The following is a 24,887-nucleotide window of genomic DNA, read 5'->3' as shown; positions in this document are numbered from 1 at the left end:
CGCAGCTCGCGATCACCGGCAACGCCGGTGCCATCTTCACCCGTTATTGACGTAGCCAAGGGTCAGCTCGCGCAGCAGCGCCAGCGCTTCCTGGTCCCTGTCATCCTGCAGGCCTTGCTGCAGGCGTAGTTCCTCCTCCAGTGGATGGTCGGCACCGGCCAGCTCCAACACCCGCTGCCCGAAGCGCGCCTCTATGTCCTCGAAGCGGGCCCTGTGCTCGGCGCGCAGGCGTGCGGTCCAGTCGCCATTGGCCAGCAGGTAATCGATGAACGCCTCACTGTGCTCGCTCTGGCGCACGCTCTCCAACACCCTGGAAAGCTCCCCCCGCGCCAGGTTCGCGGCGCCGCGAAAGCGCATGCTGTCGGCAATCGGCAGGTCCAGCTCCCGCGCCAGTTCCCGGCGGTAGGCCAGGCGCACCGAAACCAGGTCGCCGGAACCTGTGCGCATGCTGGCAAGCTTCTCCAGCTGGCCGATGCGAAACAGCTGCAGCAGGCGCCGATGCAGGGTTTGCAGGGTATCGCCCGCGTCGATCAGCAAGCGCTTGGCCATCAGGTACAGCTCGATGTTGTTGAACTCCTGCAGTGCGCCGTCATGGCAGGTTTGCGTGCCCGTTTCAGGGTTGGGCAGTGCGGCGGCGGCAATGCTTTCCATCACCGGGCGCTCGTCCTGGTTGGCCACGGCCGCCACCAGCATCAGGCGCACGCGCTCGCAGAAACTGGCCTGGGTGGTGGGGTCGACGAACGGCGCGGCATTGTGCAGGCGGCCCACCAGGCGCAACAGGTCGCTGCCTTCGAGTTGTTCCCAGCAGGCCTGCAACGCCTCGTTCTGTGCATCGTTGCCCAGCATCCAGTCTTCCAGCCTGGGGGTATCGTCGCCCAGCAGCGGGAAGTGCGGGTGGCTCAGCGACTCTTCGCTGGAGTTGCTGACCAGCAACAGGTTGTCCGGGATGTCCAGGGCGAAGGAGTAGGTGCGCTGGCTGTCGGAAAACGCCCGCACGCGCAGGATGGTTTCCAGCGGCAAGGGGTTGTCGAACAGGGAAATCGACGAGATCGGCATGGCATCGTTCAGGTTTTCCAGAATGTGCGCCGGCAGGTCGGTGAGGTTGTTCGCACTCAGGTCCAGCAGCTCCAGGGGCAGCAGGTCATTGCACCATTGCGGCCAGGCTTGCAGGTTCATGTTGGTCAGCCCGAGGGAGTTCAGGTTGCTGGACAGGCGGGCCGGCACCTGGGTGATGGTGCCGACCCGGTTGCCGGAAAGGTCCAGCGATGTCAGGTGTTCAAGCCCGGCAAAGGTTTCGAGCATGGCCTGGTCGACTTCCAAGCCCATGTTGCGAAACTCAAGGTACGTCAGCTGCGGCAGGCGCAGCAGCGCCGAGGCGAGCGCCGGTGTTGCACCCTGGTGTGCATCGATGGTGAGGCGGGTGATGTTCGGGAAGCGCGCAAGCAGTTCACTGAGTTGCGAGGCGGTGCCACTGAGGCGGGTCAGTGTCATCGAATGCACGCGGCCACCGAAGAACGCCGGCAGCCGACGTGGGAAGTGCTCGATGGCAACGTCTTCCAGTGCCAGGCGCAGGTATTGCTGGCCGCGTTCCTGGCGCTCCCAGAATTCATTGATCGCGGTGGCGATGCGCTGCCGGTCTTCCAGTGCGGCCTGGGTCAGCGGGTTGTTCGAACTCGATGCCTGGGCCCAGCCATCGATCGCATCGCGCATTTGTTGGCGCTCATTGCGGATAAGAGCCAGGCGCTCATTGAGTGCCGAGGGCTGGTCCACGGTCACCTGGGCCGTTTCGGCGCGCTCGTTGAGCAACAGGCGTTGCAGGTGGGTTTCGTTGATGGCGTTGCCTTCCAGGGAAATGGCTGGCGGCCGGGTGAGCGTGTCTGCCTCGTTGAGCAGGAAGGCGGGTAGCGAGGTGAGGTTGTTGTCCTGCAGCGACAGGTGGCCCAGGCGCCCCAGGGCGTCGCTGCCGATGCCAAGGGGCCACTGGCTCAATTGCATGCGGTTGAGCCCCAGGTAATCCAGGTTGAATGCATGGAAGCTTGGCCGGTCACCGCTTTGCTGCAAGCGGTTGCCACTGAGGTCCAGGTGGCCCAGGTGCTCCAGCTCCGCCAGCGCATTCAGGTGGCTGCCGGTGAAGGCGATGTTCTGGTTGGTCAGTGCCAGCCTGCGCAAGTTGGGCAGGGCCGTGGCGATGCCCGTTACGCTGGGCAGCAGCGAGGGCGTTGCCCGAGGGTGGTAGGGCCGGCTGATCTCCAGGGCTTCGAGTTGCGGCAGCAGCCCGAACAGGCGTTGCATCAGGCGCTCGTTCTGCCCCCAGCCGGCCAGGGTGCCGCTGGGCAGGTCGAGCAGGTGCAGGCTGCGTATGCGCCGGTAGAAGAAACCGGGCAGGGTCATGGGGATGTCGGTCAACGGTACGCCCTGGACGCTCAGTTCGGCGCCGAGGGCGTGGTCATCCTCCAGGGCGGTGTCGTACCAATGCTGCATGATCGCTTCGCGCAGCGTGTCATAGGCGCGGGCGGCCTGGTCAGAGGCGGGTGAAATGGCCTCGCTCCAGTCGTCCAGCCCGCGTTGCAGCGCGCTGCGTTCTTCCAGCAGTGCGGTCAGGTATTCGACGATCTGCAGGCGGTTGCGGCCTTGGCCGGCAATCGACATCAGGATGTGCTCGGCCGGCCTGTTGGTGCGCTCCGGGATGCCGGTCGCCCGCACGGTGGCGAGCAGGTGCTGGCGCGTGCTGCCTTGGGCTGCGTTGTCGCCGCTGCTCAGTGGGTAACCCACGCGGCCATCGGCCAGGCGCATGGGCGAACGCAAGCCGGGGCGAATGGGTTGCATGGCCAGGGTGGCGCGCAAGGCTGGGCGCGGTAGCAGTGGGCTGTGCTGCATCAGGCGCTGCAACGCCTTGCCATCGGCCACCTGCAACTGCGCCATGGCCTCGGGCAGGGCTTGGTGCAGTGCGGTGAAAAGGTCTGGGTGCAGGGTTACCGGTGTTTCGCGCAGGTTCGTCTCACGCACGATGTAACCGGCTTGGGCATGGGTGATGGTGGGGGAAGGCCGGGCGTCCAGCGGGCCGATGGCATGCAGCTGGTCGGGCCAGTGGCTGCGCTGGAGTAGCTGCAGTGTTGTCTCTGCCGGCCAGCCCGGCAGGCGCTGCAGGGTTTGCAGGATCAGGCGGTCGCTGTCCCAGCTTTGCACCCCGGCCAGGTGCAAGCCTTCGTAGGCACGGGTGAGGCGAATACGCTGTTGGTAAACGCGGATTTCCTCGGCCAGGCGCAGGGGGATCTTGCCAGTGGCGAGTTGTTCCCGCTCGAGGGCGCTGGCGCTGTGGATAAGTTCATCCACAACCGGGCTTGGCAGGTTGGGATAGACGCGCTGGATGCTGTCGCTGCTGGCCGCCTGAGGGCCGGGCAGGTTTTCATAGGCGCGGGCGAACTCGCCGGGCGAGAGGTAGGTTTGGCCCAGCTTGAAGCGTTGCAGGGTGTCTTCCAGCAAGGCGGGCAAGCGGCGGTTTTCTGCCAGTGTTCGGCGCAGCACGTCTTCGTCGATATCGCAGATGTCCAGGGCTGCCTGCAGGCTTGCCTCGTCGACCTGGGCGCTCAGGTGGCCCAGGCGACGCAGCAGGGCAGGGCCGTGCCAGGTCTGCGGCTGCTCGGTTTCCAGCAGCCATGCCCCGGCGCCGTTGTGCCGGGCGGCCGGCTGGTAGGCCTGGGGGCGGGTGGGGTGTTCCAGGTGGTACTCATTGCCCGCCTGCCTGACCGAGAATACGCGGTCCTCAACTGGCAGCCAGGTTTTACCGGCGTGGTGAATCAACCCGGAGGCGTCGGGCTTGAGTCCTGCTGGCAATACCTGATCGTGGGCGAAAGGGGCCAGGTCAGGTTTCCACAGGCGGTGCTCGCCGTCGGGCAGCTCGACCGGTTGCAGTTCTTCGATGAACGACGGCGTTTCCACCGGGATTCGTTCCACCACCGGGATGCCTTGGCCCTGGGCCGCAGCAAGCAGCGCCGCCATGATGGCGACGTTGTCGATTACATCCATCAAGTAGTCGAAGGCCTGCTGGCGGTCGCCTTCGAGCCAGCTGTCGATACCCTCGAAGGCTGCATTGGCCAGTTGCAGCACGGTAACGCCGAGCATCACCGCGCCCAGCGGCGGGATGAACAGGGCCGCGATATTGAGGCTGGTCAGCGACAGGGCCTTGAAGTAGCCAAGGTGCCGCTCGGCAGTGATGCCGTCCTGGGTGGCGGTGGGCACCGCGTGGAACAGGGCGTCGTCCCTCAGGCGCTGCTGGCGTTGGGCCGCCAATGCATCGAGGCACGGTTGGGTGAAGGGCTGCACGTGCAAGCGCACGTGGGCATCGGGATCGGGGATACGTTCCTTGAACTGGCCGCTGGCGTTCCAGGTGTAGGGTTCCAGGGTGTCGGTGAGCTTTTCCAGGAAACCGGCCTTGTGGCGGTCGGGTAGCAACTGCTGGTATTCCTTGCGCCGCAGCGCGGGCAGTTGCTTGAGCAGGAAGGCTTCGGCATCGGCCCTGCTGGCATGTTGGGTCAAGGGCTCGGGCATGCCAGGCAGGTACAGCACCAGCCAGCCGTCATAGGGAAACTCAGGCCCCGGCGGGAATCGGCCCGCGCCGGTTTCAACGCGGGCGTCGATGCCAATGGCCATGGCACCGGTGAGCGTGGTGTGCAGCAACTCGACACCCGCGCAGAGTACGGGGCGCCCGTCATGCTCCACCGGGCTATCGCGGTCCAGCGTCAGCAGGGTTGCATGGACGGCGCTGTCGATCTTGCCCAACAGGAAGGCGTGGTGAACCTGCAAGGTAAACGAGGAGCGCTCGGCAGTCTTGAATACCGCCCGGACGGCGTCGGCGTCAGGCTGGTCGGCTGGCGGGTCGAGCGCATCGAGCAGTCCCTGGTACTTGCCACCGATATCCAGCTCGCGCGCCAGGGCTGCGAAGTCCTCTGCGAGGATGGGCAGCTTCTGCGCCCTGGATAACAGGCTGACGTCGTTGCTGTCGAGAATGGCTGATGCATTGTTGCCGGCGCTGAGCCCCCCGGGCTGCGCCTCGAACGCCTCGAAATTCTGCAGGGCACTGTGCAGCAGCGATTGCGTGGCCAGTTTCAAGGCACGGGACGAGGTGGCAAAGGGATCGTCGCCCAGGCTGGACAACGCTTCCTTCAGCTCGGCCACCCGCTGCAGGTTCATCAGGTAGGTGCGTGATACGTCGAGCGCCTGCCCGAAGCGCTGCTTGATCGCCTCCGTCAGCAGGCCGGTGGCGTACGGCTCAAGCGCCGGCACGGTGGCCAGCAGCGCCTTCAGCCCGGCCTCGGCCTGCTGGTGCTTTCCATAAGTGTGCGTCAGCGCCTTGGCCACCGCCGGGTGGGCCAGGCAGGCCCGTTCAAGCTGCGGGTCGCGCTGGCTGGCCGCCTGGCGCATGCGTTGGCGCAGCTCGGGCTGGGCATTGGCGACCCAACCCGGCAGCTTGCTGCTGACCAGCTGGTGGTAGTGGTCTGGGTTGGAGGCTGTGGGTTTGACCGGGTCGAACATGGGGAAATCTCACGTTGGCTGAGTTCTCCCGATGCTATTGAGCGCTGCCTGCGCCCTGCACATAAGATGATCTTGCCGAGACACATGCTCAAAGCGCAATTCAGGTTTATGATGGCCCACGGCCGAATTAATCCTCACACGGAGTGCGCGATGCAGACCCTCTACCCGCAGATCAAACCCTACGCCCGGCACGATCTGGCCGTGGAAGCGCCGCATGTGCTGTATGTCGATGAAAGCGGCTCACCGGAAGGCCTGCCCGTGGTGTTCATCCACGGTGGCCCGGGCGCTGGCTGCGATGCCCAGAGCCGCTGCTACTTCGACCCCAACCTGTACCGCATCATCACCTTCGACCAGCGCGGCTGTGGCCGCTCCACGCCGCACGCGAGCCTGGAGAACAACACCACCTGGCACCTGGTCGAGGACCTGGAGCGCATCCGCAAGCACCTTGGCATCGACAAGTGGGTGCTGTTCGGCGGCTCGTGGGGCTCGACCCTGGCCCTGGCCTACGCCCAGACCCACCCCGAGCGCGTGCATGGCCTGATCCTGCGCGGCATCTTCCTGTGCCGGCCACAGGAGATCCAGTGGTTCTACCAGGAAGGCGCCAGCCGCATGTTCCCCGACTACTGGCAGGATTACATTGCGCCGATTCCGCCGGAAGAGCGCGACGACCTGGTCAAGGCCTTCCACAAGCGCCTCACCGGCAACGACCAAATCGCCCAGATGCACGCGGCCAAGGCCTGGTCCACCTGGGAAGGCCGCACCGCCACCCTGCGCCCGAACCCGCTGGTGGTCGACCGCTTCTCCGAGCCGCAGCGGGCCTTGTCGATTGCCCGCATCGAATGCCACTACTTCATGAACGATGCCTTCCTGGAGCCCGACCAACTGATTCGCGACATGCCGAAAATCGCCCACCTGCCGGCGGTGATCGTGCATGGCCGCTATGACGTGATCTGCCCGCTGGACAACGCCTGGGCGCTGCACCAGGCCTGGCCGAACAGTGAGCTGAAGGTGATTCGCGATGCTGGCCACGCCGCTTCCGAGCCGGGTATCACCGATGCCCTGGTACGTGCCGCCGACCAGATGGCGCGGCGCCTGCTCGACCTGCCCCTGGAAGAAGCATGAGGGGCTTGCTGCAGCGTGTGCGCGGCGCCCGGGTGGAAGTGGGCGGGGAAATCGTCGGCGCCATCGACCAGGGGTTGCTGGTGCTGGTGGCGGTCGAGCCTGAAGATACCCGCGAGCATGCCGATAAGCTGTTGCACAAGCTGCTCAATTACCGGGTATTCAGTGACCCGCAGGGCAAGATGAACCTGTCGCTCAAGGACGTGCAGGGCGGCTTGTTGCTGGTGTCCCAGTTCACCCTGGCGGCCGATACCCGCAGTGGCATGCGCCCGAGTTTTTCCACCGCAGCGCCGCCGGCATTGGGCGCCGAGTTGTTCGACTATCTTTTCCAGCAGGCGCGCCAACAGCACGCCGATGTGGCCAGCGGGCGCTTCGGCGCCGACATGCAGGTGCACCTGGTCAATGATGGCCCTGTGACATTCTTGTTACAAATATGAGGTTAAAAAACCCTTTGTTTGTAGGAAAACAAGGGGTTTTGTACGATAAATAGTTAGTCCAGCCTGATGCGTTGTAACGCATCCTGCTGGATAATCGCGCGCTGCGTGAGCCTGCGTTCGCGGGTTCGTTTCACTCTGACTCGAGCATTGTCTGGATCCGTTTGGGGAATCATTACGCCCTCACGGGGTCCGAACAGTGCTCGCCAACCCGGCATTTGTCGCTGGCCGTTGGTTTCATGATCTGTTTTCGGCGAGGGTTGCTCGTGATTGTTAGTCCCCAAAAAGCATCAAGAATCCCCGGCACCGGGCTGCGCAAGGCCCTGATGGCCAGTGTGGCACTGGTCGGCCTGATGAGCGCGGGCCAGCTGTGGGCATTCAATCTTGACGATGTTGCAGCCAAGGCAAAGGATCTGGCCGGCCAGAAATACGAAGCACCGAAAAGCAACCTGCCTGCTGTGTTCCGCGACATGAAGTTCGCGGACTACCAGAAGATCCACTTCCTGCAGGAAAAGGCCGAATGGGCCAAGGACAAGACCCCATTCAAGCTGTCGTTCTACCACCAGGGCATGCACTTCGATACGCCGGTGAAGATCAACGAGGTCACCGCCAGCAAGGTCGAGGAAATCAAGTACGACGCCAGCCGCTTCGAGTTCGGTGACGTCCCGCACGACCCGGAAACCACCAAGAACCTCGGCTACGCCGGCTTCCGTGTGCTCTACCCGATCAACAAGGCCGACAAGCAGGACGAGATCATGACCCTGCTGGGGGCCAGCTACTTCCGCGTGGTCGGCAAGGGCCATGTGTACGGCCTGTCGGCCCGTGGCCTGGCGATCGACACCGCACTGCCGTCTGGCGAGGAATTCCCGCGCTTTACCGAGTTCTGGGTAGAGAAGCCAAAGCCTGCCGACAAGCACCTGGTGATCTACGCCCTGCTGGACTCGCCGCGCTCCACCGGCGCCTACAAGCTGATCCTGCGCCCAGGCAACGACACCGTGGTCGATGTGCAGTCGCGTGTGTTCCTGCGTGACCACGTCAGCCGCCTGGGTGTCGCGCCGCTCACCAGCATGTACCTGTTCGGCCCTAACCAGCCATCGAAGGTGCTGAACTACCGCCCAGCCCTGCACGACTCCGAAGGCCTGTCGATCCACGCCGGCAATGGCGAGTGGATCTGGCGCCCGCTGAACAACCCGAAACACCTGGCCGTGAGCAACTTCAGCGTGGAAAACCCACGTGGTTTCGGCCTGATGCAGCGTCACCGTGACTTCAAGGACTACGAAGACCTCGACGACAACTACCAGAAGCGCCCAAGCGCCTGGATCGAGCCGAAGGGCGATTGGGGCAAGGGCACCGTCGACCTGGTGGAAATCCCGACCGCCGACGAAACCAACGACAACATCGTTGCCTTCTGGAGCCCGGAAACCCTGCCAGAGCCGGGCAAGCCGTTCGAGTACGCCTACCGCCTGCACTGGACCATCAACGAGGCCCAGTTCCAGGCCCAGGACCTGGGTTCGGTCAGCCAGACCATGCGCTCCACCGGTGACGTCAAGCAGTCCAACCTGATCCGCCAGCCTGACGGCAGCGTGGCCTTCCTGGTCGACTTCACGGGCCCAGCCCTGGCCGCCCTGCCTGAAGACGCCCCGGTACGCAGCCAGATCAGCGTCGGCGACAACGCCGAGGTGGTCGAGAACAACCTGCGCTACAACCCGGAAACCAAGGGCTGGCGCCTGACCCTGCGGTTGAAGGTCAAGGAAGCCAACAAGTCCACCGAAATGCGCGCTGCGCTGGTGCGTGACGTACCTGTCGAGCCGGCCAAGCCTGCCGAGGAAGCCAAGCACGAGAAGGCCGTCGCCAAGCACGCCAAACACGACAAGGCAGCCAAGGCGGAGCCCGCCAAGGCCGAACAACCAGCCGCCGATGCGGCGCCCACCAACGGGACCCCGGCCACCACCGAACAGGTGCTGACCGAGACCTGGAGCTATCAGTTGCCTGCCGATGAGTAACTCAAGCGCAAGGCCAGAATCGCTTGGCGAATACCTGGCCCACCTCCCACTGAGCGATGAGCAGCGTGCGGAACTCGCCAGCTGCACATCGTTTGGTGAGCTGCACCAACGCCTGGCGGCCCACCCGGCCGCCAACGCCACCGAGGCCGTGCAGGCCTCGGTCGGCCCACGCCTGACCGTGGGCAGCGCGGCCGAGCTGGAAGACGCCGAAATGCTCGGCGTCGATGGCAGCGGCCGGCTGTGCCTGAAGATCGCACCGCCGATCAAGCGCACCAAGGTGGTGCCTGAGCCATGGCGCACCAACGTGCTGATTCGCCTGTGGCGGCGCATGACCGGCCGCCCCAACGCCCCGCAACCGCCCAAGCGCGAGCTGCCGGCGGCGCGCTGGCGTACGGTCGGGTCGATCCGCCGCTACATCCTGCTGACCCTGATGATCGGCCAGACCATCGTCGCCGGCTGGTACATGAAGGGCATCCTGCCGTACCAGGGCTGGTCGTTCGTCGACCTCGACGAAGTGCTGCGCCAGCCGCTGTGGGACACCGTGGTGCAGGTGTGGCCGTATGCCTTGCAAACGTCCATCCTGGTGCTGTTCGGCATCCTCTTCTGCTGGGTGTCGGCGGGCTTCTGGACCGCGCTGATGGGCTTCCTCGAACTGCTCACCGGGCGCGACAAGTACAAGATTTCGGGCAGCAGCGCCGGCAACGAGCCGATTGCACCCGAGGCGCGCACTGCGCTGGTGATGCCGATCTGCAACGAAGACGTGCCACGGGTGTTCGCAGGCCTGCGCGCTACCTTCGAGTCGGTGGCCGCCAGCGGCAACCTCGACCGCTTCGACTTCTTCGTCCTCAGCGACACCAACGACACCGACATCGCCGTGGCCGAGCAACAGGCCTGGCTCGATGTGTGCCGTGAAACCAAAGGCTTTGGCCGCATCTTCTACCGCCGCCGCCGGCGCCGGGTGAAGCGCAAGAGCGGTAACCTCGACGACTTCTGCCGCCGCTGGGGCGGCGAGTACAAGTACATGGTCGTGCTCGACGCCGACAGCGTCATGAGCGGCGAGTGCCTGAGCAGCCTGGTGCGCCTGATGGAGGCCAACCCGGACGCCGGCATCATCCAGACCGGGCCGAAGGCCTCGGGCATGGACACCCTGTATGCGCGCATGCAGCAGTTCGCCACCCGCGTGTACGGCCCGCTGTTCACCGCCGGCCTGCACTTCTGGCAGCTGGGCGAGTCGCACTACTGGGGCCACAACGCGATCATTCGCATGAAGCCGTTCATCGAGCACTGCGCCCTGGCGCCGTTGCCGGGCAAGGGCGCGTTCGCCGGGGCCATCCTCTCCCACGACTTCGTCGAAGCCGCGCTGATGCGCCGCGCCGGCTGGGGCGTGTGGATCGCCTACGACCTGCCGGGCAGCTACGAGGAATTGCCGCCGAACCTGCTCGACGAGCTCAAGCGTGACCGCCGCTGGTGCCACGGTAACCTGATGAACTTCCGCCTGTTCCTGGTCAAGGGCATGCACCCGGTGCACCGTGCGGTGTTCCTGACCGGGGTGATGTCGTACCTGTCGGCGCCGCTGTGGTTCCTGTTCCTGGTGCTGTCGACCGCGCTGCTGGCAACCAACACGCTGATGGAGCCGCAGTACTTCATCGAGCCGTACCAGCTCTACCCATTGTGGCCGCAGTGGCACCCGGAAAAAGCCGTGGCGCTGTTCTCCACCACCATCGTGCTGCTGTTCCTGCCCAAGCTGCTCAGCGTCATCCTGATCTGGGCCAAGGGCGCCACCGAGTTCGGTGGGCGCATCAAGGTCACCCTGTCGATGCTGATGGAGATGCTGTTCTCCATGCTGCTGGCGCCGGTGCGGATGATCTTCCACTCGCGCTTCGTGCTGGCCGCGTTCCTCGGCTGGGCAGCGACCTGGAACTCGCCGCAGCGTGACGACGACTCCACGCCGTGGAGCGAGGCGGTGCGCCGCCATGGCCCGCAAACCCTGCTGGGTGTGTGCTGGGCCGGGTTGGTGGCTTGGTTGAACCCAAGCTTCCTGTGGTGGCTGGCGCCAATCGTCGGCTCGCTGGTGCTGTCGATTCCGGTGTCGGTGATTTCCAGCCGCACGCGCCTGGGCCTGGCGGCCAAGGACGAGAAGCTGTTCCTCATCCCCGAGGAATACGCCACGCCGCAAGAGCTGCTGGCCACCGACCAGTACACCCACGAGAACCGCTGGCATGCCCTGCATGACGGGTTCGTGCGGGCTGTGGTCGACCCGCGGCAAAATGCCCTGGCCTGCGCCATGGCCACTGCCCGCCATGGCCAGGCCGCGCCGATCGAGGCGATGCGTGCCGAGCGCGTGGCCAAGGCCCTGGAAGCCGGCCCGAAAGGGCTGGACCTCAGCACCCGCCTGGCGCTGCTCAGCGACCCGGTGGCCCTGAGCCGCCTGCACGAGCAGGTCTGGGCCCAGCACAATGCGGCCTGGATCGACCTGTGGCGTGCGTCGATCAACAACGACCCGCATTCCCCGCTGTTGCCGCTGCACCCGGAGAACGAAGGCCAACCGGCACTCGCCGGCGCCTGACAGGCCGCTATCGCGAGCTGCGCTCGCTCCTACGCTGAACACCTGTAGGAGCGAGCAAAGCTCGCGATGCGCCGCCCAAGCGGCGCTCAATTCCCCGCCATCCCTCGATTTTGGCCAACAAAGTCCCCCCCGGCTCTAGGTCCCAGGGCCGCCATGCGTTAGCATCCCTCTCCGATAATCCGCATCGGCCGGTACGGCCGTGCCAAGACAATAAGATTGGTTTCTTTTTTCCTAAGGGACTTGGTGATGATCAAGAAATACCTTTCGCGCCTGCTGGTCGGTGTCACCGCCCTGGTCGCGGTAACTGCGGCCCAGGCTGGCGCCATCGACGATGCGGTCAAGCGTGGCACCCTGAAAGTGGGCATGGACCCCACCTACATGCCGTTCCAGATGACCAACAAGCGCGGTGAAATCATCGGCTTCGAAGTCGACATCCTCAAGGCCATGGCCAAGTCCATGGGCGTGAAGTTCGAGGCGGTTTCCACGGCCTACGACGGCATCATCCCGGCCCTGCTGACCGGCAAGTTCGACATGATCGGCAGCGGCATGACCCTGACCCAGGAACGCAACCTGCGCCTGAACTTCAGCGAACCCTTCATCGTGGTGGGCCAGACCCTGCTGATCCGCAAGGAACTGGCCGGCGAGATCAAGTCGTACAAAGACCTCAACGACGAGAAATACCGCCTGACCTCCAAGCTCGGCACCACCGGCGAGATGGTGTCCAAGAAGCTGATCGGCAAGGCCAAGTACCACGGCTACGACAACGAACAGGAAGCGGTGATGGACGTGGTCAACGGCAAGGCCGACGCCTTCGTCTACGACGCGCCGTACAACGTGGTGGCGGTGGAGAAGGCCGGCGCTGGCAAGCTATTGTTCCTCGAAGAACCCTTCACCTACGAGCCGCTGGCCTTTGGCCTGAAGAAGGGCGACTACGACAGCATCAACTTCATCAACAACTTCCTGCACCAGATCAAGCATGACGGGACCTACGATCGTATCCACGACAAGTGGTTCAAGAACAAGGACTGGCTGAAGGAAATGGAATAAGGCCCAGGCCACAAGCCCAGGCTCTGACCCCCGACGCGCAGGTAAACCCTGCGCGTTCGCTTTTACGGAAGTACCCACGTGATCAAACACAAGAAAGCCCAGTGGCCCTGGCATGCGCTGACCGCGCTGGTCCTGGTGGGCCTGGCGCTCAGCCTGTACCTGGCCACTTCGATGATTTCCTACGAGTGGCGCTGGAACCGCGTTCCGCAATACTTCGCCTACAAGGCCGAAGAGGCGCAGCGTGCCAGCGGCTACGGCACCGTGCAGGAAATCGTCGTTTCCGGCGATAACGCCCGCGTTACGCTGAAGGACGAGAGCGGTGCCGAGCAGGTGCTGGACGTGGCCAAGGACAGCCTGCAACTGAGCCGCGGCGACGACGTCTCCGAAGGCGACCAGATCGGCGTCACCCGCCACTGGGCGGCCGGCCCGCTGGCCTGGGGCCTGTGGACCACCTTGTGGATCTCGGTGGTGTCTGGCGCGCTGGGCCTGGTGATCGGCCTGTTTGCCGGGCTGTGCCGGTTGTCGAACAACCCGACCCTGCGCGACTTGTCGACCGTCTACGTCGAGCTGGTGCGCGGCACGCCGTTGCTGGTGCAGATCTTCATCTTCTACTTCTTCATCGGCACCGTGCTCAACCTGTCCCGCGAGTTCGCCGGGGTGGCGGCGCTGGCGCTGTTCACTGGCGCCTACGTGGCGGAAATCGTCCGCGCTGGCGTGCAGTCGATTGCCAAGGGGCAGAACGAGGCGGCCCGTTCGCTGGGCCTCAATGCCGGCCAGTCGATGCGCCATGTGATCCTGCCGCAGGCGTTCAAGCGCGTGCTGCCACCGTTGGCCGGGCAGTTCATCAGCCTGGTCAAGGACACCTCGCTGGTGTCGGTGATCGCCATCACCGAGCTGACCAAGAGCGGCCGCGAGGCCATTACCACGTCGTTCTCGACCTTCGAGATCTGGTTCTGCGTGGCAGGCCTGTACCTGCTGATCAACCTGCCGCTGTCGCACATCGCCAGCCGGCTCGAGCGGAGGCTTGCGCAAAGTGATTGAAGTTCGTGACCTGCTGAAAGTCTTCGACACCCGTGGCCAGGTGGTACGGGCTGTGGATAACGTCACCACCCAGGTCGCCAAGGGCGAGGTGGTGGTAGTGCTTGGCCCGTCCGGCTCGGGCAAGTCGACCTTCCTGCGCTGCCTGAACGGCCTGGAGCATTTCGACGAAGGCCATGTGGCCATCGACGGCCTGCAACTGGCCGACCCCAAGACCGACATCAACGCCTACCGCCGCGAAGTGGGCATGGTGTTCCAGCACTTCAACCTGTTCCCGCACATGACCGTGCTGGAAAACCTGTGCCTGGCGCAGAAGGTGGTGCGCAAGCGCAACAAAGCCGAGCGTGAAGCCAAGGCGCGGGCGTTGCTGGAAAAAGTGGGTATCGCGCAGAAGGCCAACGAGTTCCCCTCGCGCCTGTCTGGCGGCCAGCAGCAGCGGGTGGCAATCGCCCGCGCCCTGGCGATGGACCCGAAGGTGATGCTGTTCGACGAGCCGACCTCGGCGCTCGACCCGGAAATGGTCGGTGAAGTGCTGGACGTGATGAAGACCCTGGCCCAGGAAGGCATGACCATGGTCTGCGTGACCCATGAAATGGGCTTTGCCCGGGAAGTGGCGGATCGCGTGCTGTTCTTCGACCATGGCAAGCTGCTGGAAGACTCGGCCCCGGCTGAGTTCTTCGCTGCGCCGAAAGACCCACGGGCCCAGGCCTTCCTGCGCCAGGTGCTCTGACCGTACCGGCCTCTTCGCGGCCAACCCCGCTCCTTGTAGGAGCGGGCTTGCCCCGCGAAGGCCGCGACACGGCACTAGAGGCTGAACCGCCCCACCATCCCCCGCAATTGCTGCCCCAGCTGCTCCAATTCCCCGCTGGAAGCCGCTGTCTGCTCACTGGCCGCGCTGGTCTGGTCCGACACATCGCGCACGCTGATCACGCTACGGTTGATCTCCTCGGCCACCACGCTTTGCTCCTCGCTGGCCGTGGCAATCTGCTGGTTCATGCCCTGGATGCTCGATACCGTGTCGGTGATCTGGCCCAAGGCATGCCCTGCCTTGCGGCTAAGCTCCACGCTCTGTTCCGTCAGCCGCTTGCTGTCGTCGATCAGGCGGGTGACCTCGTCGGTGCCGCTGTGCAGGCTGCAGATCAACTGTTCGATTTCCTCGGTCGATTGCTGGGTACGCTGGGCCAGCCCACGCACCTCATCGGCCACCACGGCAAAACCGCGGCCCGCTTCCCCGGCCCGGGCCGCCTCGATGGCCGCGTTAAGCGCCAGCAGGTTGGTCTGCTCCGACACCGACTTGATCACATCGAGGATGCTGCCAATGCGCTGGCTTTCCCCCGCCAGGTGCTGCATGGCGGCCATGCAGTGGTCCATCTGCCCGGCCAGCCGCTCGATACGTGCAATCGCCTCGCTCACCACCTCATCGCCCAGCTGCGCCTGGTGGTCGGCCTCCGAGGCGGCCTGGGAAGCCTGTTCGGCATTCTGCGCCACCTCCTGCACGGTGGCGCTCATCTGGTTCATGGCCGTGGCCACCTGGTCGGTTTCCTCGCGCTGCTGGCCGATGCGCAGCTTGGTGTCCTCGCTGCTCACCGCCAGCTGCGAGGCCGCCAGTGACAGTTGGCCAACGCCTTTGTCGATGCCGCCGATCAGCTCCCGCAGGCTCAGGGTCATCTCGCGCATGCTGACCTGCAACTGCCCCATCTCATCCCTGCGCTCGACCGTTTCCACCTGGGACAGGTCGCCCTGGGCGATGCGCGAGGCCTGGGCCAGGGTGTGGTGCAGCGGCTGGGTGATCTGCCGGGTAATCAGCCACCCGGCGATCACCCCCACCACCAGGGCCAGCAAGGCCACGCTGGTGAGCAGCGAGCGGGCGGCCAGGGCTTCGCTGTCGCGTTGCGCCACCTTGCGCTGGCCCAGCTCCACGCTCACTGCGCGCAGGTCGTTGCCCATCTGCTCCATGCTTTGCTGCAACTGCTCGACCTTGACCGCCGTCTTGCGGTACTGGTCCAGGCGGGCGCGGTATTTGGCCAGTTCGATGCCGGGCTGGTCGGTCAGTGTGCGCGGCAAGCCCAGCGGGGCCAGCTCCCGAAGCAGTTGCCCAAGGCTGTTGTCGGCGCCTTGCAGGGCGGTGTCGCCCACCTTGGCGAAGTCTTCGAGGGGCGAGAAGGTGTAGGCGGGCACCAGGCTTTGCTGGTTGGCCGTCTCGACCTGGCGGCCCAGGGTATCCATGCGGGTCAGTACGCCATTTTGCTGGCTGTCGGCCGGCATCTTCAGCAGGGCCTGGGTTTGCAGCTCATCGATCACATCGTTGAGCCTCTGCTCCTGCTCCTGCATGGCGATGCGTTGTGCGCCGCGGTTCTCCACCGCCTGTTGCAGGGCGGTGAAGTCGGCCTGCAGGCGCTGCAGCAGTTGCAGCTTCTGGGTCAGCAACTGGCGCGACTCGTCCACGCTGCTGCGCTGTTGCAGGGTGGTCAGCATGCTGTCGAGTTGCTGCAAGGTGGCGGCGATCTGCGCTTTGCTGGTGTCGTCGGCGAGTACGCGGTAGGTGATGCGCTCGGCGCGCAGGTCTTTGGTCAGGTCGTTGATGCGGCCGATTTCACTGAGTTGTTCCGAGCGGGTAATGGCGCCGTCCAGGGCGCGCCAGCCGCTGACCGTGGTGGCCAGGGTGAGGGCCAGGACCACGGCGAAGCCCAGGGCGAGCTTGGCGGCGACACTGATATTGCCGAGCCTGTGGTTGAGGTAGCCGAACATGGCAGGTCTCCTTCCGATTGAGAGGGTGGGGGCGCTGGCGGAGTGCCGGCATCCCATCCCTGCCCATCGGCGGAGGGGCTGTAGGACTTGACCTGAAACTTATGTAGGAAAATTCGCCACAAACAGTGGGAAAAATGTTGAGCCTGCAACCCCCCTGTAGGAGCGGGCTTGCCCCGCGAACACCGGCAAAGCCGGTGCCATCCACCGCGTCGCCTGCTTCGCGGGTCAAGCCCGCTCCTATAATCTTGGCGTTAACACACGCTTGGCTCAGAGCCTGAACCGCCCCACCAACCCCTGCAGATGCGTCCCCAGCCGCGCCAGCTCAACGCTGGAACTGGCCGTCTCCTCGCTCGCCGCGGAGGTCTGGTCGGAAATGTCCCGCACATTCATCACGCTGCGGTTGATCTCCTCGGCCGTGGCGCTCTGCTGCTCTGCCGCCGTGGCAATCTGCTGGTTCATCGCCTGGATCGACGACACCGTATGGGTGATGGTTTCCAGCGAGCTGCCGGCACGGCGGGTCAGCTCGACGCTGCTGTCGGTGAGCTGGCGGCTGGCGTCCATGACGCTGGCCACACGCTGCGTTCCGCTTTGCAGGCCGGCGATCAGCTCCTCGATTTCCTCGGTGGACTGCTGGGTGCGCTGGGCCAGGCTGCGTACCTCGTCGGCCACCACGGCAAAGCCACGCCCGGCCTCACCGGCGCGAGCCGCCTCGATGGCGGCATTGAGGGCCAGCAGGTTGGTTTGCTGGGCCACCGACTTGATCACGTCGAGCACGCTGCCAATCTTGTCGCTCTCGGCCTTGAGCTGGTTCATCGCCTCGCTGGAGTTCACCACCTCGCTGGCCAGCCGCTCGATCTGCGCAACGGCTTCGCCCACCACCCGGTCACCCTCGCGGGCCTGCTGGTCGGCCATCGCCGCGGCCTCCGAGGCCTGCTCGGCATTGCGCGCCACCTCATGCACGGTGGCGGCCATTTCGTTCATCGCGGTGGCCACCTGGTCGGTTTCGACCTTCTGGTTGTTCACCCCGGCACTGGTTTGCTCGGTAACTGCCGACAACTGCTCGGCGGCGCTGGCGATCTGCGTGACGCCGTCGCCGATGCCGCCGATCAGCTCGCGCAGGCCCTGGGTCATGCGCTGCATGCTGGCTTGCAGCTGGCCGAGTTCATCGCGGCGGCTGGACTGCAGGTCCTGGCGCAGGTCACCGTTGGCGACGCGCTCGGCGGCGGCGAGGATCTGGCGCAGCGGAATGATGATCTGCCGGGTAATGGCCCAGGCCGCCAGCAGGCCCAGCACCAGCGCCAGCACGGTGGCGCTGGCGAGCATCAGCTTGGCCTGGTGGGTGCCGGCATCGCGTACCTCGGTTTGCGAAACCGTCATCGCCTCGCTGGTCTGCAGCAACACCGAGCCCTGGTCGGCCATGCGCTGCAGGGCTTGCTCGCTGGCGCTTTGGGCGCTGCTGAACTGGTTCACCGCATCGCGGTAACCGGCAAGCGCCGTGGCGGCGTCATCCAGGCTTGCGGCGTATTCGGCGGGCAGCTTGGCCGGCAGCGCCTTGAGTTCGGCCAGGGCCTGGTCGATGGCCTGCAATGCGGTTTGCTGGTAGTCGGCATTGCCACTGTAGGTGTAGCCGCGCACCTGGTAGCGCGCCTGCTGCACCAGGGCGCTGACCTCCACGGCATACTGGTACTGGCCAAGGTCGCCGGCCTGGAGCAGGCGTTGCTGCACACGGCTGATCAGGGCAACCGCCTTGTCGGCGCTGTCACCCAGCACGCCGCGCGCGGCTTCACGGCGCTGGCCGGATTGCTTGATGTCCTGGAAGGCCTGCTGGTACTGGCTCAGCGCGGCCTGCTGTTGCTGCAGGCGCTGACGGTCGGCGGGCTGGTCGATCTGTGCGAGCATGGTGCTGATCTGGCGCTCAAGGTTGCCCAGGGCCTTTTCCAGCTCGCCGATGGCGGCGTCGTTGCGGTCGCGCTGGTAGTGCTGGCGGGCGATGCGCAGCTCCTGGGTGTACTGGTGGATCAGCGAGATATTGCCCAGCTTGTCACCGCGCTCAGTGACGCTGTTCAAGCCTTGCCAACCGGTCAAGGTAATGGCGAGGGTCAACAGAAGCACCAGGCCGAAGCCCAGCCCCAGCTTGCGATTGACGCTTACGTTGCCCAGCGATTGGGCTAACCATTGGTACATGTTCGACTCCCCGGCAGTGTGGCAGCACGGCTTTATTGTAGTGATGCCACACCATCGGCGCGCGCCGGGGAAACTTGATAGTGAAAAGCTGACCCGCTTGTCAGAAAATCCTTGAGAGCAGGGCAGTTACCGCCGTTTCCACCCGCAGGATGCGCTCGCCCAGTTGCACGGGGGCAAGGCCGGCCTTGCCGAGCAAGTCCACTTCATAGGGAATCCAGCCCCCTTCCGGGCCAATGGCCAGGGTTACCGGGCCTTCGACGGCGCGCGGGCAAGCGGGGTAGGGGCCGGGGTGGCCGACCAGGCCGAGGGTGCCGGCGGCGATGGCCGGCAGGCGGTCCTCGACGAAGGGCTTGAAGCGCTTTTCGATGAGCACTTCCGGCAGCACCGTGTCACGCGCCTGCTCAAGGCCGAGGATAAGGTTGTCGCGGATGCTGTCCGGGTGCAGGAAGGGGGTTTGCCAGAAGCTTTTCTCGACCTTGTAGCTGTTGACCAGGATCAGCCGCTGCACGCCCAGGGTCGCCACCGTCTGGAACAGCCGGCGCAGCATCTTCGGGCGGGGCACGGCCAGTACCAGGGTGAGCGGCAGCTTGGCCGGTGGCGGTTGGTCGAAGGCTACCTGCAGCTCGGCTTCGTGCTGCTCCAGGCGCAGTACCGTGGCCTTGCCCATCAGCCCGCCGATGCGGCCCACGCGCAGGCTGTCGCCCACCGCCACGCCGTGGATGTCCTGCATGTGGGTGAAGCGTCGGTCGGCGAGCACGACGCGGTCGGCCGCAACGAAGTCGGCCTCTTCAAGAAGCAACAGGTTCACGGCAAGGTCGCTGGCGGCTGGTCGTTGTGGTCGTTGCTGGCTTCGTCGTCAGCGTGGCTGCGCTTGCGGATCAGCCCACCGCACAGCACACCGATCTCGAACAACAGCCACATGGGCACCGCGAGCAGGGTTTGCGAGAAGATGTCCGGCGGCGTCAGGATCATGCCGACCACGAAGCAGCCGATGATTACGTAAGGGCGCACTTTCTTCAGGTACTTCACGTCGACCACGCCAATCCACACCAGCAGCACCACCGCCACCGGGATCTCGAAGGCCACGCCGAAGGCGAAGAACAGGGTCATCACGAAGTCGAGGTAGGCGGTGATGTCGGTCATCATGGTCACGCCGGCCGGGGTGGCCGCGGCGAAGAACTTGAACATCAACGGGAACACCAGGTAGTAGGCGAAGGCCATGCCGGCGTAGAACAGCAGGATGCTCGACACCAGCAAGGGAATGGCGATGCGCTTTTCGTGGCGGTACAGCCCCGGTGCGATGAAGCCCCAGATCTGCTGGAGAATGAACGGGATGGCCAGGAACAGCGAGACGATCATCGTCAGCTTGAACGGCGTGAGGAACGGCGAGGCCACGTCGGTGGCGATCATCGTCGCGTTGGCCGGCAGGTGCTCGCGCAGGGGCGCCGACACCAGGGTGTAGATCTGCTGGGCGAAGGAGAACAGCCCGGCGAAGATCAGGAAAATGACGGCCACGCAGCGCAGCAGGCGGGTACGCAGTTCGGTCAGGTGCGAGACCAGCGGCATGGGCTGGTCGTGTTCCGGGTTTTCGCTCATGGGGCTCGCGGCGGTTGAGGCTGATCAGGCGGTGTGGCCGGGGCGGCGGCCTGTTCGGCAGCAGGCGGGGCAGGCGTTGCGCCCGGCTGGGCGGCGGCGGGCGGCTGGGCCGGCGGCGTTTGCGGGTTGAGGATGCGCTTGGCTTCCTCTTCCATCTGCAGGATGTGCTCGTTGTGCAACTGGCGGCGGATGTCGTCGGCGCCGATCTCGCGCTCGACCTCCATCTTGATCGCGTTGAAGCTGCGCTTCAGCCGGCCGATCCAAAGCCCCGCAGTGCGCGCGGCGCCGGGCAGGCGCTCGGGGCCGAGCACCAGCAGGGCAACCAGGCCTACCAGCAGCAGTTCGCTGAAGCTGATGCCGAACATGGGTCAGTCTTTCCGCTGTGGCTCTTGGACCGGCTGGGCCTGGCCCTCGATGGTGTGGCCCTGCTGTGGCTGGGCAGTGTTCTGCACCGGTGGCACGGGCTGGGCAGGCGGCGGGGTTTGCTCGGCCGGCTTGTTCTCTTCGTCGTTCATGGCCTTGCGAAAGCCCTTGATCGACTCGCCCAGGTCGCTGCCGAAGTTCTTCAGCTTCTTGGTGCCGAAGACCAGTACCACGACCACCAGCAGGACGATCCAGTGTTTCCAGTCAAAAATACCCATTTCGTACTCCTGAAAATTGTCTGTTTACCCTGAGGGCTAGTTACCCCGAGGGCTAGCGGTGCACCCGTTGTGGGAGCGGGCGTGTAGTAACGCCCCCGAAACTATCAGGCAGACGGCTGTCGCGCTGCCTTCTCATCGTGCCCGGACAGCCCGAACCGGCGGTCCAGCTCATCGAGCACGGCTTGCGGATGCTGGCCCAGCGCACTGAGCATCACCAGGCTATGGAACCACAGGTCTGCGGTTTCGTAGATGACATCGCTGCAATCCTTGCTCAGCGCCGCATCCTTGGCGGCGATGATGGTCTCGACGGACTCTTCGCCGAGTTTTTCCAGGATCTTGTTCAGGCCCTTGTGGTACAGGCTGGCCACGTAGGAGCTGTCGGGGGCGGCCTGCTTGCGCTCTTCGAGCACGGCAGCCAGGCGGTCGAGGGTGTCGCTCATGTCAGTGTCCTGCGCTGTAGATGGCATCCGGGTCTTTCAGGACCGGGTCGATGATTTTCCACTGGCCGCCTTCGAAGACGCGGTAGAAGCAGCTTTCACGGCCGGTGTGGCAGGCGATATGGCCCAGTTGCTCGACCATCAGGATGATCACGTCGGCATCGCAGTCCAGGCGCAGTTCATGCAGTTTCTGCACATGGCCGGACTCCTCGCCCTTGCGCCACAGCTTGCCACGGGAACGCGACCAGTAGATGGCGCGTTGCTCGGCGGCGGTCAACGCCAGCGACTCGCGGTTCATCCAGGCCATCATCAGCACGCGTCCGGTCTTGTGGTCCTGGGCGATTGCCGGTACCAGGCCATCGCTGTTCCACTTGATCTCGTCCAGCCAGTCTTTCATCGTCGACTCCAAAACGGGCCCGCTCCTGTGCCGGGCCCTTTGCGCTAGTGTGCCAGCCAGCAGCGCGGCTGGCTATTGGCGCACGATCAGGTAAAGGCCGGCGGCCAGCATCAACCAGGCCGGCCAGGCGGCCGGGGCAGCCAGGCTGGCGGCCTCGGCGGCGCTGGCGGCCAGCACCGCACCCCCGGCGAGCAGGCCGGCGCCGAGCAGGCGCAGGGCCCAGCGATCGCCCTGGCGGCGCCGCTCGGGCAGTGGCGGGTCTTGCAGGTGCGGCTGCGACAGGCGTTCGAGCAGGTCGCGGGTCATGCCCGCCAGGTGCGGCAGTTGTTCCGCCTGGCTGTACAGGTTGCCGATCACCGCCTTTGGGCTCATGCGCTCGCGCATCCAGCGTTCGAGGAACGGCTTGGCGGTGCTCCACAGGTCCAGGTCCGGATACAGCTGGCGGCCCAGGCCTTCGATGTTGAGCAGGGTCTTTTGCAGCAGCACCAGCTGCGGCTGCACTTCCATGTTGAAGCGCCGCGCCGTCTGGAACAGGCGCATCAGCACCTGGCCGAAGGAAATATCCTTTAACGGTTTTTCGAAGATCGGTTCGCACACGGTGCGAATCGCCGCTTCGAATTCATTGACCTTGGTGTGTGCCGGCACCCAGCCTGAATCGATGTGCAACTGGGCCACACGGCGGTAGTCACGCTTGAAGAAGGCGATCAGGTTGCGCGCCAGGTAGTCCTGGTCCTCGGCGGTGAGGCTGCCGACGATGCCGCAGTCGATGGCGATGTACTGCGGGCTCCACGGCTTGACCGTGCTGACGAAGATGTTGCCCGGGTGCATGTCGGCGTGGAAGAAGCTGTCGCGGAACACCTGGGTGAAGAACACCTCCACGCCGCGCTCGGCCAGCAGCTTCATGTCGGTGCGCTGGTCGGCCAGGGTGGCCATGTCGGTCACCGGCACCCCGTAGATGCGTTCCATCACCAGCACCTTGGGCCGGCACAAGTCCCAGTACACCTGGGGCACGTACATCAGCTCGGAGCCTTCGAAGTTGCGCCGCAACTGGCTGGCGTTGGCCGCCTCGCGCAGCAGGTCGAGCTCGTCGTAGATGGTTTTCTCGTAGTCGCCGACGATTTCCACCGGGTGCAGGCGGCGGGCATCGGCCGAGGCCCGCTCGGCGGCCTTGGCAATCAGGAACAGCCAGGCCAGGTCCTGGGCGATGACCGGCTTGAGGCCTGGGCGCACCACCTTGACCACCACTTCCTCGCCGCTTTTGAGGCGGGCGGCGTGCACCTGGGCCACCGAGGCCGAGGCCAGCGGCTCGACGTCGAAGCGGCTGAACAGCTGCGCCACCGGCGCGCCCAGCTGCGACTCGATCAGCGCCACGGCCTGCTTGGGGTCGAACGGCGGCACGCGGTCCTGCAGCAGCATCAGCTCATCGGCGATGTCGTTGGGCAGCAGGTCGCGGCGGGTGGACAGCAGCTGGCCGAACTTGATGAAGATCGGCCCCAGGTCTTGCAGCGCCAGGCGCAGGCGTGCGCCGCGGCTAAGCGCCGAGGGCTTGCGGGGCAGCCAGCGCCACGGCATCAGCAGGCGCAGGCTGGCCAGCCACCAGGGCAGCAACGGTTGGTCGAACAGCAGGTCATCGAGACGGTAGCGGATCACCACGCGCTGGATGCGGAAAAGACGGCGGACGGCGAGCAGCTTCATGCGTTATCGCTGGTATCAAGGGATCGGGAGAGGCGCTGCAGGCGCGCCTCGAGGCGTTCGATGTCGAGCTTGAGGCTGTCGAGCTCGCTGAAGGCGGCTTCGGCTTCGCGCTTGCCCACCAGGGTGCGCGACTCTTCGGCCAGGTATTCGGACAGGTTGTCGCTGAAACGTGCCAGGCCCTGGCGGGTCCAGCGTGCGCGCAGGCGAATGTGCCCGGCCAGCATCGCCGTGGCCACCGGGCCCAGCCAGCGTTGCAGCTCGTGCTCCCAGTCCAGCTCCAGGTCCTGCAGCACGCCGAACAGGTCGAGCAGCACGGCGCTGTCGCCATGCAGTTCCACCTGCGGGCTGTGCAGCACGGCGGTTTTGTCGCGGGCCACGGCCAGTTGCACCAGGCTGCCGGCCGGGGCGCGCAGGCTGCAGTCGACTTCACCTTCCCAGTGGGCGGCGAGCATCAGGCCTTCTTCATCGGGCAGGATGAACACCCGCAGGGCGGGCTGGCGGCAGTCGATCTCGATGACCTTGCCTTCCAGCGCGGCCAGGCGCGGCAAGGCCGTGCTGTCCATGCGCAGCACGCGGTTCAGGCCATGTTCGACGCTGGCGAGCAGCCCGGCCAGCAGCATCAGGGCTTTATTCCCCGGTGCACGGCAACGATGCCGCTGGTCATGTTGTGGTAGGTGACGCGGTCGAAACCGGCCTCGACCATCATGCTCTTGAGGGTTTCCTGGTCGGGGTGCATGCGGATCGATTCGGCCAGGTAGCGGTAGCTCTCGGCGTCATTGGTGATCAGCTTGCCGGCCAGCGGCATGAAGGCGAACGAGTAGGCGTCGTAGGCCTTGGACATCAGCTTGTTGGTCGGCTTGGAGAATTCCAGGATCAACAGCCGCCCACCGGGCTTGAGCACGCGCAGCATCGAGCGGATGGCTGCATCCTTGTGGGTGACGTTGCGCAGGCCAAAGGCGATGGTCACGCAGTCGAAGTGGTTGTCCGGGAACGGCAGCTTTTCGGCGTCGGCCTGAACGAACTCGATGTTGCCGGCCACGCCGCGGTCGAGCAGGCGGTCACGACCAACTTTGAGCATCGAATCGTTGATGTCGGCGAGTACCACCTGCCCGCTCGGGCCTACCAGGCGCGAGAACTTGGCGGCCAGGTCGCCGGTGCCGCCGGCGATGTCCAGCACGCGGTTGCCGGCGCGCACGCCCGACAGCTCGATGGTGAAGCGTTTCCACAAGCGGTGCATGCCGCCGGAGAGCACGTCGTTCATCAGGTCGTACTTGGCGGCCACCGAGTGGAACACTTCGGCGACTTTCTTCGCCTTCTGGCTTTCAGGCACGTCCTGGTAGCCGAAGTGGGTGGTGGGTTCGGCGTGTTCGCCTTTGCGCTGGTCGTTCATATCGCTTCACCGGAAAAAATTACCGCCATTCTAGGGCGAACGGGCGGATTTGTCTTGGCG

General features: G+C 65.1%; 18 protein-coding genes and 1 pseudogene. 7 read left to right on the top strand and 12 right to left on the bottom strand.

All coding sequences use genetic code 11. From position 1 onward, the window contains the following. Positions 1-36: 36 nt before the first annotated feature. Entirely contained in the window at positions 37-5,532 is a 5,496-nt protein-coding gene (locus F3J44_RS03825) for a dermonecrotic toxin domain-containing protein (RefSeq protein ID WP_205299660.1), read from the bottom strand. Positions 5,533-5,682: 150 nt separating this feature from the next. Here F3J44_RS03825 and pip point away from each other — a divergent pair, with 150 nt between their 5' ends. The 7 genes and pseudogenes from pip to F3J44_RS03790 all read left to right on the top strand — a co-directional run bounded on the left by pip (position 5,683) and on the right by F3J44_RS03790 (position 14,469). Further along, positions 5,683-6,654: a prolyl aminopeptidase gene (gene pip, locus F3J44_RS03820; protein WP_167064478.1), complete on the top strand. Its 972-nt coding sequence runs from the start codon at positions 5,683-5,685 to the stop codon at positions 6,652-6,654. Next, complete coding sequence (gene dtd, locus F3J44_RS03815; RefSeq protein WP_167064475.1) at positions 6,651-7,088, top strand: D-aminoacyl-tRNA deacylase; 438 nt, start codon at positions 6,651-6,653, stop codon at positions 7,086-7,088. The genes pip and dtd overlap by 4 nt, the downstream gene beginning before the upstream one ends. Positions 7,089-7,456: 368 nt before the next feature. Next, positions 7,457-8,875: pseudogene (locus F3J44_RS03810) on the top strand (glucan biosynthesis protein G); the annotation flags it as partial. 205 nt (positions 8,876-9,080) lie between these two features. Beyond that, positions 9,081-11,654: a glucans biosynthesis glucosyltransferase MdoH gene (gene mdoH, locus F3J44_RS03805; RefSeq protein WP_167064472.1), complete on the top strand. Its 2,574-nt coding sequence runs from the start codon at positions 9,081-9,083 to the stop codon at positions 11,652-11,654. 246 nt (positions 11,655-11,900) lie between these two features. Then, positions 11,901-12,701, top strand: a complete 801-nt coding sequence (locus tag F3J44_RS03800) for a transporter substrate-binding domain-containing protein (RefSeq protein WP_205299659.1) — start codon at positions 11,901-11,903, stop codon at positions 12,699-12,701. Between the two features lie 78 nt (positions 12,702-12,779). Continuing rightward, complete coding sequence (locus F3J44_RS03795; protein ID WP_167064469.1) at positions 12,780-13,742, top strand: amino acid ABC transporter permease; 963 nt, start codon at positions 12,780-12,782, stop codon at positions 13,740-13,742. A gap of 10 nt (positions 13,743-13,752) precedes the next feature. Next, positions 13,753-14,469, top strand: a complete 717-nt coding sequence (locus F3J44_RS03790) for an amino acid ABC transporter ATP-binding protein (protein ID WP_240158238.1) — start codon at positions 13,753-13,755, stop codon at positions 14,467-14,469. A 74-nt stretch (positions 14,470-14,543) separates the two neighbouring features. Here F3J44_RS03790 and F3J44_RS03785 read toward each other — a convergent pair whose 3' ends face one another. The 11 genes from F3J44_RS03785 to ubiE all read right to left on the bottom strand — a co-directional run bounded on the left by F3J44_RS03785 (position 14,544) and on the right by ubiE (position 24,827). After that, positions 14,544-16,487 carry a methyl-accepting chemotaxis protein gene (locus F3J44_RS03785; RefSeq protein ID WP_167270699.1) on the bottom strand — a complete coding sequence of 648 codons (1,944 nt, stop codon included), beginning with the start codon at positions 16,485-16,487 and terminating at the stop codon, positions 14,544-14,546. A 267-nt stretch (positions 16,488-16,754) separates the two neighbouring features. After that, positions 16,755-18,671: a methyl-accepting chemotaxis protein gene (locus tag F3J44_RS03780; protein ID WP_167270697.1), complete on the bottom strand. Its 1,917-nt coding sequence runs from the start codon at positions 18,669-18,671 to the stop codon at positions 16,755-16,757. Positions 18,672-18,771: 100 nt separating this feature from the next. Continuing rightward, the gene (locus tag F3J44_RS03775) at positions 18,772-19,479 is read right to left on the bottom strand and encodes a 16S rRNA (uracil(1498)-N(3))-methyltransferase (protein ID WP_167068291.1); all 708 of its coding nucleotides are present in this window, start codon (positions 19,477-19,479) and stop codon (positions 18,772-18,774) included. Continuing rightward, positions 19,476-20,267 carry a twin-arginine translocase subunit TatC gene (gene tatC / locus F3J44_RS03770; RefSeq protein ID WP_167068294.1) on the bottom strand — a complete coding sequence of 264 codons (792 nt, stop codon included), beginning with the start codon at positions 20,265-20,267 and terminating at the stop codon, positions 19,476-19,478. The genes F3J44_RS03775 and tatC overlap by 4 nt, the downstream gene beginning before the upstream one ends. Next, positions 20,264-20,632 (bottom strand): Sec-independent protein translocase protein TatB, encoded by a 369-nt coding sequence (gene tatB, locus F3J44_RS03765; RefSeq protein WP_167068297.1) that lies wholly within the window; start codon positions 20,630-20,632, stop codon positions 20,264-20,266. The genes tatC and tatB overlap by 4 nt, the downstream gene beginning before the upstream one ends. Positions 20,633-20,635: 3 nt before the next feature. Further along, the gene (locus tag F3J44_RS03760; protein WP_167068300.1) at positions 20,636-20,908 is read right to left on the bottom strand and encodes a twin-arginine translocase TatA/TatE family subunit; all 273 of its coding nucleotides are present in this window, start codon (positions 20,906-20,908) and stop codon (positions 20,636-20,638) included. Between the two features lie 104 nt (positions 20,909-21,012). Further along, entirely contained in the window at positions 21,013-21,348 is a 336-nt protein-coding gene (locus F3J44_RS03755) for a phosphoribosyl-ATP diphosphatase (RefSeq protein WP_167068303.1), read from the bottom strand. Between the two features lies 1 nt (position 21,349). After that, the gene (gene hisI, locus F3J44_RS03750) at positions 21,350-21,742 is read right to left on the bottom strand and encodes a phosphoribosyl-AMP cyclohydrolase (protein ID WP_167270695.1); all 393 of its coding nucleotides are present in this window, start codon (positions 21,740-21,742) and stop codon (positions 21,350-21,352) included. A gap of 72 nt (positions 21,743-21,814) precedes the next feature. Further along, positions 21,815-23,437 carry a ubiquinone biosynthesis regulatory protein kinase UbiB gene (gene ubiB / locus F3J44_RS03745; protein WP_167068311.1) on the bottom strand — a complete coding sequence of 541 codons (1,623 nt, stop codon included), beginning with the start codon at positions 23,435-23,437 and terminating at the stop codon, positions 21,815-21,817. Beyond that, positions 23,434-24,057 (bottom strand): SCP2 domain-containing protein, encoded by a 624-nt coding sequence (locus F3J44_RS03740; RefSeq protein ID WP_167270693.1) that lies wholly within the window; start codon positions 24,055-24,057, stop codon positions 23,434-23,436. Before F3J44_RS03740 ends, ubiB begins: the two co-directional genes overlap by 4 nt. Continuing rightward, a complete protein-coding gene (gene ubiE, locus F3J44_RS03735; RefSeq protein ID WP_167068316.1) occupies positions 24,057-24,827 on the bottom strand; it encodes a bifunctional demethylmenaquinone methyltransferase/2-methoxy-6-polyprenyl-1,4-benzoquinol methylase UbiE in 771 nt (256 codons plus the stop codon). Before ubiE ends, F3J44_RS03740 begins: the two co-directional genes overlap by 1 nt. Between the last annotated feature and the right edge of the window lie 60 nt (positions 24,828-24,887).

This window comes from Pantoea sp. Tr-811, assembly GCF_011752535.1.
Taxonomy (GTDB): Bacteria; Pseudomonadota; Gammaproteobacteria; order Pseudomonadales; family Pseudomonadaceae; genus Aquipseudomonas.
The sequence above is the reverse complement of the archived record's forward strand: the minus strand, read 5'-3'. Positions and strand labels throughout refer to the sequence as shown.